Annotated in this window: 14 protein-coding genes; 11 read left to right on the top strand and 3 right to left on the bottom strand. The window is 70.6% G+C overall.

The window, feature by feature from the left end; translation table 11 throughout:
• The 9 genes from AC2YHB_RS21560 to rplQ all read left to right on the top strand — a co-directional run.
• On the top strand, positions 1-2,139 hold a 2,139-nt coding region (locus AC2YHB_RS21560), incomplete at its 5' end, for an ATP-binding cassette domain-containing protein (protein ID WP_487354601.1).
• Positions 2,140-2,248: 109 nt separating this feature from the next.
• Positions 2,249-3,295: an LLM class flavin-dependent oxidoreductase gene (locus AC2YHB_RS21555; protein WP_487354600.1), complete on the top strand. Its 1,047-nt coding sequence runs from the start codon at positions 2,249-2,251 to the stop codon at positions 3,293-3,295.
• Between the two features lie 176 nt (positions 3,296-3,471).
• The gene (gene infA, locus AC2YHB_RS21550; protein WP_028656368.1) at positions 3,472-3,693 is read left to right on the top strand and encodes a translation initiation factor IF-1; all 222 of its coding nucleotides are present in this window, start codon (positions 3,472-3,474) and stop codon (positions 3,691-3,693) included.
• A gap of 111 nt (positions 3,694-3,804) precedes the next feature.
• On the top strand, positions 3,805-3,918 hold the full coding sequence (gene rpmJ, locus AC2YHB_RS21545; protein WP_004008316.1) for a 50S ribosomal protein L36: 114 nt from the start codon (positions 3,805-3,807) through the stop codon (positions 3,916-3,918).
• 172 nt (positions 3,919-4,090) lie between these two features.
• Positions 4,091-4,465 (top strand): 30S ribosomal protein S13, encoded by a 375-nt coding sequence (rpsM, locus tag AC2YHB_RS21540; RefSeq protein ID WP_036547929.1) that lies wholly within the window; start codon positions 4,091-4,093, stop codon positions 4,463-4,465.
• A 61-nt stretch (positions 4,466-4,526) separates the two neighbouring features.
• Complete coding sequence (rpsK, locus tag AC2YHB_RS21535; protein WP_028656371.1) at positions 4,527-4,931, top strand: 30S ribosomal protein S11; 405 nt, start codon at positions 4,527-4,529, stop codon at positions 4,929-4,931.
• A 32-nt stretch (positions 4,932-4,963) separates the two neighbouring features.
• The gene (gene rpsD, locus AC2YHB_RS21530; protein WP_036547932.1) at positions 4,964-5,572 is read left to right on the top strand and encodes a 30S ribosomal protein S4; all 609 of its coding nucleotides are present in this window, start codon (positions 4,964-4,966) and stop codon (positions 5,570-5,572) included.
• A 112-nt stretch (positions 5,573-5,684) separates the two neighbouring features.
• Positions 5,685-6,707, top strand: a complete 1,023-nt coding sequence (locus AC2YHB_RS21525) for a DNA-directed RNA polymerase subunit alpha (RefSeq protein WP_036547935.1) — start codon at positions 5,685-5,687, stop codon at positions 6,705-6,707.
• Between the two features lie 266 nt (positions 6,708-6,973).
• Positions 6,974-7,549, top strand: a complete 576-nt coding sequence (gene rplQ, locus AC2YHB_RS21520) for a 50S ribosomal protein L17 (RefSeq protein ID WP_487354599.1) — start codon at positions 6,974-6,976, stop codon at positions 7,547-7,549.
• Between the two features lie 80 nt (positions 7,550-7,629).
• On the opposite strand, the gene AC2YHB_RS21515 is transcribed toward rplQ, so the two are convergent.
• Complete coding sequence (locus AC2YHB_RS21515) at positions 7,630-8,313, bottom strand: hypothetical protein (protein WP_487354598.1); 684 nt, start codon at positions 8,311-8,313, stop codon at positions 7,630-7,632.
• Positions 8,314-8,407: 94 nt separating this feature from the next.
• Between AC2YHB_RS21515 and AC2YHB_RS21510 the strand changes: the two genes are divergently transcribed.
• A complete protein-coding gene (locus AC2YHB_RS21510) occupies positions 8,408-9,424 on the top strand; it encodes a 4-hydroxy-3-methylbut-2-enyl diphosphate reductase (protein WP_179649942.1) in 1,017 nt (338 codons plus the stop codon).
• A complete protein-coding gene (locus AC2YHB_RS21505) occupies positions 9,424-10,044 on the top strand; it encodes an L-threonylcarbamoyladenylate synthase (RefSeq protein ID WP_036547942.1) in 621 nt (206 codons plus the stop codon). The genes AC2YHB_RS21510 and AC2YHB_RS21505 overlap by 1 nt, the downstream gene beginning before the upstream one ends.
• 128 nt (positions 10,045-10,172) lie before the next feature.
• On the opposite strand, the gene AC2YHB_RS21500 is transcribed toward AC2YHB_RS21505, so the two are convergent.
• A complete protein-coding gene (locus AC2YHB_RS21500; RefSeq protein ID WP_179649944.1) occupies positions 10,173-10,592 on the bottom strand; it encodes a DUF6542 domain-containing protein in 420 nt (139 codons plus the stop codon).
• 9 nt (positions 10,593-10,601) lie between these two features.
• The gene (locus AC2YHB_RS21495) at positions 10,602-11,720 is read right to left on the bottom strand and encodes an ABC transporter ATP-binding protein (RefSeq protein WP_179649945.1); all 1,119 of its coding nucleotides are present in this window, start codon (positions 11,718-11,720) and stop codon (positions 10,602-10,604) included.
• Position 11,721 lies beyond the last annotated feature (1 nt).

Genomic DNA, 11,721 nt, shown 5'->3' with positions numbered 1-11,721 from the left:
TCGTCCCGACCGGTGCCGCAGCAGCAGCCGCCCCAGCCGCAGGCGCCGCTCGGCGGTGAGTTCTGGAAGAACCTGCCCCCGCCGCAGCTGCCCGCCAGCGGCGCCCCGGCCGATGCCTGGCGCCCGGTCGGCGTCCTTCCTCCGGGCCAGCTGCCGCACGGCCACTCGGTCGTGCTGCCGCAGCAGCTGCAGGCCGGCCGGTCGTTGACCATCGGCCGCGAGCACTCCAACGACATCGTGCTGGACGACCCGCTGGTGAGCCGCCGCCACGCACGCCTGGACCCGCCGACCGCGCAGACGCTGGCGGTCCTGCACGACCTCGGCTCGTTCAACGGCACCTTCGTCAACGGGCACCGGGTCGAGGGTGCCGTGCAGATGCCGGTGGGCTCCGAGGTCATCGTCGGCAACCAGACCTTCCGGTGGGACGGCCAGCAGTTGGTCGCCTCGGCGACCGCCCACGAGTTCACCCTGTACGCCGACGGGCTGACCCAGGTCGTCGGCGGCGGCAAGCGCCTGATCGAGAACATCTCCTTCAAGCTCGAGCCGAAGAGCCTCACCGCGGTGATCGGTCCGTCGGGTGCGGGCAAGTCGACGCTGCTGGGCGCCCTCACCGGGCTGAAGCCGGCGAGCCACGGCCGGGTGATCTGGCAGGGCCACGACCTCTACCAGCACTACGACCAGCTGCGCTTCCAGATCGGCCTCGTCCCGCAGCAGGACATCCTCCACCCGCAGCTGAAGGTCAAGCAGGGCCTGCGGTTCGCCGCCCAGCTGCGGCTGCCCCCGGACACCACGGCGCAGGAGTGGGACGCGCGGGTCAACCACGTCGCCAACCAGCTCCAGCTCGTGCAGCGGATGGACAACCGGATCGGCACCCAGCTCTCGGGCGGCCAGCGCAAGCGGGTCTCGATCGCCACCGAGCTGCTCACCGCACCGCCGCTGCTCTTCCTCGACGAGCCCACCTCCGGCCTCGACCCGGGCCTCGACCTCGAGGTCATGCGCCAGCTGCGCAGCCTCGCCGACGACGGCCGCGTGGTCATGGTCGTCACCCACTCGGTGCTCGCCCTCGACGTCTGCGACAACGTGCTCGTGCTGGCGCCCGGTGGGCGGATCGCCTACTTCGGGCCGCCCGACGGGGTGCTCGCCCACTTCGGCAAGACCAACTACCCCGAGGTCTTCGACCTGCTCGACGACCCGGACCTCTGGCAGCGGATCCCGGTGCCGCAGCACGCCGTCGACACGGCCGCGCTGCAGCGGCAGCCGTACGCCACCGTACCGGCTCCGCCGCGGCAGTCGGTGTCCCGCCAGCTGGCGACCCTGGTCAAGCGGAACCTGGCGGTCGTCTTCGCCGACAAGCTCCTGCTCGGGATGCTGGTGCTGCTGCCGCTCATCCTCGGCGGCCTCAGCCGGCTCGTGCCGGGCGACCACGGCCTCTCGCTCGACGTGTCACGTCGGGAGAACACGCTTCCCGACGGCTCGATCGTCGAGTCCTTCTCGACCGGGGAGGCGTCCCAACGCCTGATCGTGCTGATCGTGGCCGCCTGCCTGATGGGCACCGCGCTCGCCATCCGGGAGCTGGTGGGGGAGCGGCCCATCTTCAAGCGTGAGTACGCCGTCGGCCTCTCGCCCGGCGTCTACTTCACCAGCAAGGTGATGGTCCTCAGCACCGCCGCGTTCTTCCAGGGCCTGGTGGTGACCTTCCTGGCCACGGTCGGGCTGCCCGGCGCCGACGGCGACCTCGGCACCCTCCGGGTCGGGATCGCCATCGCCGCGCTGTCCTTCACGATGGTCGTGATCGGCCTCGCGCTCTCGGCGCTGGTCACCAGCACCGAGCAGACGATGCCGGCCCTCGTCGGCCTGGTCATGCTCCAGCTGGTCCTGTCCGGCGCGCTCTTCGAGATCGCCGGCCGCCCCGGCCTCGAGCAGATCGCCTGGCTGTCGCCGTCGCGCTGGGGGTACGCCGGCGCGGCGTCCGCCATGGACCTGGTCCGCGAGACGGAGGGCACCGACAAGGAGGACTGGATCGCGCTCGGCGGCGGCGTCCACTACGTGATGGACCTGCTGGTGCTCGGCCTGCTGTGCCTGGTCTCGTACGTCGTCGGCCTGCTCCTCGTGCGTCGCAGCGCCACCTCCGACGACTGAGCCCGCTGCACCAAGGCGCCACGTCTCGTGACGGTCGCTGCGCGACCTCCTCGACGAACGAGCGACGTCCCCCGGGAATGCGGGGGCCGTCCACGGCATTGGGTCGAGGATGTCCCTCGCGCTCTCCGTCCTCGACCTCGTCCCCGTCCGCAGCGACCAGACCACCGGCGACGCCATCGCGGCCTCCGTCGAGCTGGCCCGCACGGCCGACCGCCTCGGCTACCGCCGGTTCTGGGTGGCCGAGCACCACAACATGCCGGCCGTGGCCGCGACCAACCCGCCCGTCCTGATCGGCCTGTTCGCCGGCGCAACGGAGCGGATCCGGGTCGGTTCCGGCGGCGTGATGCTGCCCAACCACGCGCCGCTCGTGGTCGCCGAGCAGTTCGCGCTGCTCGAGGCGGCCTTCCCGGGACGGATCGACCTCGGCATCGGGCGCGCCCCCGGCAGCGACCCGGTCACGAGCTGGGCGCTGCGCCACGGCGCCGGCGGGGTGGACGACGAGGCCGTCGCCCGCTTCCCCGAGTACGTCGACAACGTGCTCGCCATGATGGAGCCGGGCGGGGTCGGGCTGGCCCTGCGCGGCGGCCAGCACGTCCTCAAGGCCACCCCGGTCGCGCAGACGGTGCCACAGGTGTGGCTGCTCGGCTCCTCGGACTACTCCGCCCGCCTGGCGGCCGCGAAGGGCATGCCCTACGTCTTCGCCCACCACTTCTCCGGCTCCGGCACCGCCGAGGCCCTCGAGCTCTACCGCTCGACCTTCCAGCCCTCGCCGGAGCTGGACGAGCCGCGGACCTTCCTCACCGTGAACGCCTCGGTCGCCGACACCGTCGAGGAGGCGCAGCGCCAGGCGCTCCCGCAGCTGCTCCAGATGCTCGCCCTGCGCACCGGCCAGCCGCTGGTCGCCCAGCGCACGGTCGAGGACGCCGAGACGATCGTCGAGGCGGGCCTGCCCGAGGCGCACGACGCGCTCATCGAGGCGATGCGGAAGCGCTGGGTGATCGGTGACGCCGCGTCGGCCCGCGACGAGCTCGCCTCCCTCGCGGCGGCGTACGGCGTCGACGAGGTGATGGTCAACCCGGTCGGCGGCGCGTTCGCCGGCACCGACCCGCGCACCGCCCCGGCCCGGGTGCGGACCCTGGAGCTCCTCGGGGGCTGAGGCGCGGTCCTCGCCGATTGGGGTTTCGTTGGCGCCTGCCCATAGACTGGCGTGTCGGTCCAACGTGGGTTCCGTGTGTGGTGCACGAGCCCACGAGGTCCACTCCGTCTCCCGCGAGGGAGGGGAGAGGTTCCCGGGCCGGACGGTAGACATCATCCCCGAGCAGATTGTGAGACATGGCGAAGAAAGAAGGCGTCATCGAGATGGAGGGCTCCGTCGTGGAGGCCCTTCCGAACGCCATGTTCCGCGTGGAGCTGAGCAACGGCCACAAGGTCCTGGCTCACATCAGCGGAAAGATGCGTCAGCACTACATCCGGATCCTCCCCGAGGACCGCGTGGTGGTGGAGCTCTCTCCCTACGACCTCTCCCGCGGTCGGATCGTCTACCGGTACAAGTAAATGTGCCCGAGCGTGTCTCCGGTGAGATGACAGGGGCAGCAAGCTGCCGTCGCTCACCTCCCGACACGCTGCCGGGCGGATTTTCGCCGCCACTAGCAAGAAAGGGCTGACATGAAGGTCAACCCGAGCGTGAAGCCGATCTGTGACAAGTGCAAGGTGATCCGTCGCCACGGCCGCGTCATGGTGATCTGCGAGAACCCGCGCCACAAGCAGCGCCAGGGCTGAGCAGGCCGGCCCTCCGGGGCCCACAACTGAACACACTCATCAACGTGATCGCTTAGCCGCCAGTCCCATCGACATGACGGCGAACCACCTCCGGCGCGGATGGCCGGAGCTGGGCGAGAAGGCCCGGACGCATCACGACCACACCACCGCAACCGTTTGAAAGGAAGCCTTCATGGCTCGCCTCGTCGGAGTCGACCTGCCGCGCGACAAGCGCATCGAGGTCGCTCTCACCTACATCTACGGCATCGGCCGTACCCGCGCCCAGCAGCTGCTGGAGGCCACCGGCGTCAGCCCGGACCTCCGCGTCCACGAGCTGGGTGACGAGGAGCTGGTCAAGCTCCGTGACGAGATCGAAGCGAACTTCAAGATCGAGGGTGACCTCCGTCGCGAGGTCCAGGCCGACATCCGTCGCAAGATCGAGATCGGCAGCTACCAGGGTCGCCGTCACCGCATGGGCCTTCCGGTCCGCGGTCAGCGCACCAAGACCAACGCTCGTACCCGCAAGGGCCCGAAGCGCACGGTTGCCGGCAAGAAGAAGGCGAAGTGATCTGAGCCTCCGGCTCAGCACCGCCTCTCACCACAGACCAGCTTTCTCAAGGAGATAACGCATGCCTCCCAAGGCTCGTGCGGGCGCGGCCAAGAAGGTCCGCCGCAAGGAGAAGAAGAACGTCGCTCAGGGCGAGGCCCACATCAAGAGCACGTTCAACAACACGATCGTCACGATCACCGACCCGACCGGTGCGGTGATCTCGTGGGCCTCTGCCGGCACCGTCGGCTTCAAGGGCTCCCGCAAGTCCACCCCGTACGCCGCTCAGATGGCCGCCGAGGCCGCGGGCCGTCGGGCGATGGATCACGGCATGAAGAAGATCGACGTCTTCGTCAAGGGCCCGGGCTCGGGTCGCGAGACGGCGATCCGCTCGCTGGGTGCGATCGGCCTCGAGGTCGGCACCATCCAGGACGTGACCCCCGCCCCGCACAACGGCTGCCGCCCGCCGAAGCGCCGCCGCGTCTGACGCGCACGACAAAGACTTAGAGGAGAACCGACATGGCCCGTTACACCGGACCCCTGACCAAGAAGTCGCGCCGTCTCGGCGTCGACCTCGTCGGTGGCGACGCCGCCTTCGAGAAGCGCCCCTACCCGCCGGGCCAGCACGGCCGGGCGCGGATCAAGGAGAGCGAGTACCGCAACCAGCTGCAGGAGAAGCAGAAGGCCCGCTTCACCTACGGCGTGCTCGAGAAGCAGTTCCACAAGTACTACGTCGAGGCTGCCCGTCGCCAGGGCAAGACCGGCGAGAACCTGCTCCAGCTGCTGGAGTGCCGCCTCGACAACGTGGTCTACCGCGCCGGCTTCGCCCGGACCCGCCGCCACGCCCGCCAGCTGGTGACCCACGGTCACTTCCTGGTCAACGGCAAGAAGGTCGATATCCCGTCCTTCCAGGTCACCCAGTACGACATCATCGACGTGCGCGAGAAGTCGCTCGAGATGACGCCGTTCATCGTGGCCCGTGAGACGCACGGCGAGCGGATCGTCCCGGCCTGGCTCGAGGCGCTCCCGAACCGCATGCGGATCCTGGTCCACTCGGTGCCTGTGCGCGAGCAGATCGACATGCCGATCCAGGAGCAGCTCATCGTGGAGTACTACTCCAAGAAGTAGTGCCCCCGCGGTCGGGGGCGGCGACGCCCCCGACCGCCCACGCCTTTCTCTCCCTACTCCGCAACAGCTCTGGGTCCTCATATAGCGGTCGGCCCGGAAAGGAAAGAAACAAGTGCTCATCGCACAGCGCCCCAGCCTCTCGGAGGAGAGCGTCGACCAGTTCCGGTCGCGCTTCGTCATCGAGCCGCTCGAGCCCGGCTTCGGCTACACGCTCGGCAACTCGCTGCGTCGTACCCTCCTGTCCTCGATCCCCGGTGCCTCGGTCACGAGCATCAAGATCGACGGCGTCCTCCACGAGTTCTCCACGATCGAGGGCGTCAAGGAAGACGTCACCGAGATCATCCTCAACCTCAAGGGTCTCGTCGTCTCCTCCGAGCACGACGAGCCGGTCACCATGTACCTGCGCAAGTCGGGTGCCGGTGACGTCACCGCCGCGGACATCGCTCCGCCGGCCGGTGTCGAGGTGCACAACCCCGACCTGAAGATCGCCACCCTCTCCGACAACGGCAAGCTCGAGCTCGAGCTCGTCGTGGAGCGCGGCCGCGGCTACGTCTCGGCCGTCCAGAACAAGGGCGCCGACAACGAGATCGGCCGGATCCCGGTCGACTCGATCTACAGCCCGGTCCTCAAGGTGACCTACAAGGTCGAGGCCACCCGTGTCGAGCAGCGCACCGACTTCGACAAGCTCGTCATCGACGTCGAGACCAAGCCGTCGATCCTGCCCCGCGACGCGATCGCGTCGGCCGGCAAGACGCTGGTCGAGCTCTTCGGCCTGGCCCGTGAGCTCAACGTCGAGGCCGAGGGCATCGACATCGGCCCGTCGCCCGTCGACGAGCAGCTCGCCGCCGACCTCGCCCTCCCGGTCGAGGACCTGCAGCTGACCGTCCGGTCCTACAACTGCCTCAAGCGCGAGGGCATCCACACCGTGGGTGAGCTCATCAGCCGCTCCGAGCAGGACCTGCTGGACATCCGCAACTTCGGCGCGAAGTCCATCGACGAGGTCAAGGCCAAGCTGCACGAGATGGGTCTGTCCCTCAAGGACAGCGCCCCGGGCTTCGACCCGTCGGCCGCCCTGGCCAACTACTCGGACGACGAGGACGACGACGAGTCGTTCGTCGAGGACGAGCAGTTCTGATTGATGGCGTGAGCGTGTCGCCCCTCGGGTGACTCGCCCGGACCCTTCGGGCCCGGGGTCGTCACCCGAGGCGGCTTCGCCGCCGGGCGACACGCTGCCACGCCGCGGTTGGCTTGCGTAGGTCCAGACCTGGTCTGGCGGCAAGACCGCCGCAACACTCGTAGCACCGCCGGAACGGACCCGTTCCGGCTTGGAAACCCGGTACCTCACACGGCCGGACCTAGCACCCGGTACCTCGTACGGCCGGGCAGGAAAGAGAGATCGAGATGCCCAAGCCCAAGAAGGGTCCCCGCCTCGGCGGCAGCCCGGCGCACCAGCGCCTCATCCTGTCGAACCTGGCCACCGCTCTGTTCGAGCACGGCCGGATCACGACGACCGAGGCCAAGGCGCGCCTGCTGCGTCCGTACGCCGAGAAGCTGATCACGAAGGCGAAGAAGGCCGACGCCGGCGAGAACCCGCTGCACCAGCGCCGCGAGGTCCTCAAGGTCATCCGCGACAAGGGTGTCGTGCACACCCTCTTCACGGAGATCGCGCCGACGTTCTCGGACCGTCCCGGCGGCTACACCCGGATCACCAAGGTCGGCAACCGTGCGGGCGACAACGCCCCCATGGCGGTCATCGAGCTGGTGACCGAGGCGTTCACCCCGTCCGCCCCGAAGGCGAAGCCGGCCGCCGAGGCCGCTCCGGCTCCGGTGGAGGAGGCCCCCGAGGCCGAGGTCGTCGAGACCGAGGTCGAGGAGACCGAGGCTGCTGAGGTCGAGGCCCCCGAGGCCGAGGTCGCCGAGGAGGCTGCCGAGGAGGCTCCCGCCGAGGAGACCACCGAGGACGCCGACAAGGCCTGACGCCTGCGCTCCACGTACGACGGCCCGTCACCCGCGAGGGTGACGGGCCGTCGGCCTTTTCCCGGCTCGTGCCGGGAGCCTCAGCGGCGCCGCAGGACGGCGTCGAGCAACCAGCAGGCCAGGCCGGTCAGCAGCAGCGGGGTCGTGGTCCAGACCCACCACAGCGCACCGGTGAGGACGAAGGCCGAGCCCGCTCCGGGCGCCAGGTCGCCGGCGAGCTCGCCGATCCGGCGTCCGACGTCGTCGGCGCCGAAGGACTGTGCGATCACCAGGATCGGGGCGAGCGCCAGCGCCGGCAGCCACCAGGCGCTGGTCCGCCGGGCGATGCACCACGCGGCGACCAGGGCGGTGCCGATCAGCACGCCCTGCGCGGTGACCAGGACGCGGAACTCGTCCGGCGCGTAGGACGTCCGGATCTCGTGGCGGATGACGAACCAGAACGCCAGGTGCAGGGGGACGAGGAAGAGCGCGAGTCCGGCAGCGAGCCCGCGGCGCAGCCCGTCGCGGCCGATGACGGCCAGCGCGCCGGCGTACAGGAGGAAGGGCACGACGGACAGTGCCAGGGTCGCGCGGTCGCTCAAGGGCAGGCCGTCGCGCCCGGCCCAGTACGGGACGACCGCCGTCACGAAGTCCACGGCCAGGACGATGGCGAGCAGCAGCATCGCCACGGAGCCGGGCACGGCGGGGGCGCCGGACGGCGTCGGGGTGGCCGGGTGGGGAGCGCCGGGGTACGGCGCCGGCGGCGGCGGAGGAGCGAAGGACATGGGGGCATCGTGCCGGACCGTGGCCGTCGGCAAACACAGGTGCGCGCACGTCCGTGAACTCGGCTCACCGGTCGCCCGTCCGTAGACTGGAGCCATGACGATCGACCTGGGGAGCCCGCGCCTGCTCGAGGACAGCGAGCGTGAGGTGCTGCTGGCCGCGCCCCGGGGCTACTGCGCCGGCGTGGACCGGGCGGTCGTGACCGTCGAGCAGGCGCTCGACCTCTACGGCTCACCCGTCTACGTGCGCAAGCAGATCGTCCACAACAAGCACGTCGTGGCCAACCTCGAGGCGCGGGGCGCGATCTTCGTCGAGGAGCTCGACGAGGTGCCCGCGGGCGCGCGCGTGGTCTTCTCCGCCCACGGCGTCTCGCCGGCCGTCGTCAACGAGGCCGCCGAGCGCGACCTCAAGACCATCGACGCGACCTGCCCGCTGGTGACCAAGGTGCACCGCGAGGCGGTCCGCTTCGCGGCCGACGGCTACACCATCCTGCTGATCGGCCACGCCGGTCACGAGGAGGTCGAGGGCACGGCCGGCGAGGCGCCGGACCAGACGGTCCTGGTCGAGCACCCCGACGACGTCGACAAGCTCGAGTTCCCGGCCGACGCCAAGCTGGCGTGGCTCTCGCAGACCACGCTCAGCGTCGACGAGACGATGGAGACCGTACGCCGGCTGCGGGCCAAGTTCCCCCAGCTCGAGGACCCGCCCAGCGACGACATCTGCTACGCCACCCAGAACCGCCAGGTCGCGGTCAAGGAGATCGGCGCGGCGGCCGACCTGGTGATCGTGGTGGGCTCGGCCAACTCCTCCAACTCGGTGCGCCTCGTCGAGGTGGCCCTCGAGGCCGGCGCCAAGGCGTCGTACCGCATCGACGACGTGTCGGAGCTCGACGAGTCCTGGCTCGACGGCGCCGCGACCGTCAGCGTCACCTCGGGCGCCTCGGTGCCCGACCACCTCGTCACCGAGGTGCTGGCCTATCTCGCCGAGCGCGGCTACCCCGACGCGCGCGCCGTGCAGACGGCGGAGGAGACCCTGGCCTTCTCGCTGCCCAAGGAGCTGCACCGCGACCTCAAGGCCGCCGGCCGCAGCACGAAGACGGCCGTCCGGCTCTGATGGCCCGCTACCTCGACGTCCACCCGGACAACCCGCAGCCGCGACTGCTGCAGCAGATCGTCGACGCGCTGAACGACGACGCGCTGATCGCCTACCCGACCGACTCCGGCTACGCCCTGGGCTGCCGGATCGGCAACCGTGAGGGACGCGACCGGATCCTGAGGATCCGTGGGCTCGACGACAAGCACCACTTCACGCTGGTGTGCAAGGACTTCTCGCAGCTGGGGCAGATGGTCCACGTCGACAACTCGGCGTTCCGTGCGATCCGCTCCGCGACGCCGGGCCCCTACACCTTCATCCTGCCGGCGATGCCGGAGGTGCCGAAGCGGCTGCTGCACCCGAAGAAGCGCACGGTCGGCGTCCGCATCCCCGACCACGTCTTCGTGCAGGCGCTGCTCGCCGAGCTGGGCGAGCCGTTGCTGACCTCGACGCTGATCCTCCCCGGCGAGACCGAGCCGCGCACGATGGGCTGGGAGATCAAGGAGGACCTCGACCACGAGGTCGACATCGTCGTCGAGGCGGGGGAGACCCCGGCCGAGCCGACCACCGTCGTCGACTGGTCCGAGGGCGCGCCCGAGGTCATCCGCCGCGGCGCCGGCGACCCCGACCGCTTCGTCTGAACATGGCGCGAGAGCGGCTTCGCCGCTGAGCGGCAGCAAGCTGCGGCGAGCGGCTCTCGCCGCGCTGCCGCGCCGCAGTTGGCGTGGGCGAAGGGCGGGATTGCCTGGCGGCAAGCCTGCAGTGGAGCTCAGCGGGGGTGGGCCGCCAGGAACTGGCGGCGCACGAGCAGCAGGGCGAGGCAGGCGGCGTACCCGAGGGCCAGGGCGACGGCGTGGCTGCTCAGCCCGGAGACGGTCGCCTGGACGACACCGTCGCGGGCGTCGGCCACCGCCTGCGGCTCGCTGATCGCGAGCAGCAGGACGACGACCAGCATCGCCAGCGGCGGGAAGACGCCGACGGGGAAGAAGTCGCTCGGACGCACCGTCAGCGCGAGGACGACGCAGATCGTGGCGAAGACGAGGTCGTAGAACAGGCCCAGGCCGTCGGAGAGCACCAGGTCGGCCACGGCCGCGGTGACCAGCAGCGCCGTCGCGAGCCGCAGCGCACCCCCGGCGGGGCGGGTGCCGGCCTCCCAGAGGGTGGCGGGCCGGGCGGGCGCGGTGGTCACCCCTCCAAACTAGGACTTCGTGAGGCTGGTCCCGCGGATTTGGGCGGCGACGCCCTCGAGGCGTCGTCCGGTCTCGCTGTCGAACAGGTGCGCGGCACCCGGCGGCACCGCGAGGTGGAGTACGTCGTCGGGGGAGACCTCGCCGCGTGAGGGAACCCGTACGGCCACGGTGACCTCACGACCGTCGAGCTCGGCGGTGCCGTGGGCGAATCCCTCCGAGCCGAGCTCCTCGACCAGGTGGACCCGCATCGGCACGCCCTCGCCGGCGCCGACGAGGCGCCACGCCTCGGGACGCACGCCGACGGTGACGCTCGGCGTGAGTGCGGAGCGCGTGGCGGCGTCGAGCGGCACCTCGTGGCCGCCCAGCCAGACCGCGCCGGCCTCGACGCGGGCGGCGAGCAGGTTCATCTGCGGGGAGCCGATGAAGCCGGCGACGAAGAGGTTGGCCGGCCGGTCGTAGAGCGCGAGGGGGGTGTCGACCTGCTGGATCTCGCCGCGGTCCATCACCGCGACCCGGTCGCCCATCGTCATCGCCTCGACCTGGTCGTGGGTGACGTAGACGGTGGTGACGCCGAGCTTGCGCTGCAGCTGCGCGATGTCGCTGCGCGTCTGCACCCGCATCTTGGCGTCGAGGTTGGACAGCGGCTCGTCCATGCAGAAGACCTGGGGCTCCCGGACGATCGCGCGTCCCATGGCCACCCGCTGGCGCTGGCCGCCGGAGAGCGCCTTGGGCTTGCGGTCCAGCAGCTCGGTGAGGCCGAGCAGCGCGGCGGCCTCCTCGACCCGGCGCTCGCGCTCCTCGCGCGGGGTCTTCGCCATCTTCAGCGCGAAGCCGAGGTTGTCGCGCACGGACTTGTGCGGGTAGAGCGCGTAGCTCTGGAAGACCATCGCGATGTCGCGGTCGCGCGGGGGGAGCCGGGTGACGTCGCGATCGCCGATCAGGATCCGGCCCGAGTCGACCTCCTCCAGGCCCGCCAGCATCCGCAGGGTGGTGGTCTTGCCGCACCCGGAGGGCCCGACCAGCACGAGGAACTCGCCGTCCTCGACGACGAGGTCGATGCCGGGGACGGCGGGGGCGTCGGCGCCGTCGTACCACCGCTGGGCGGCCTCGAAGGTGATGGTTGCCATC

This window comes from Nocardioides sp. SRI_004 (genome assembly GCF_057586415.1).
This window is presented reverse-complemented; position numbering and strand designations above follow the sequence as displayed.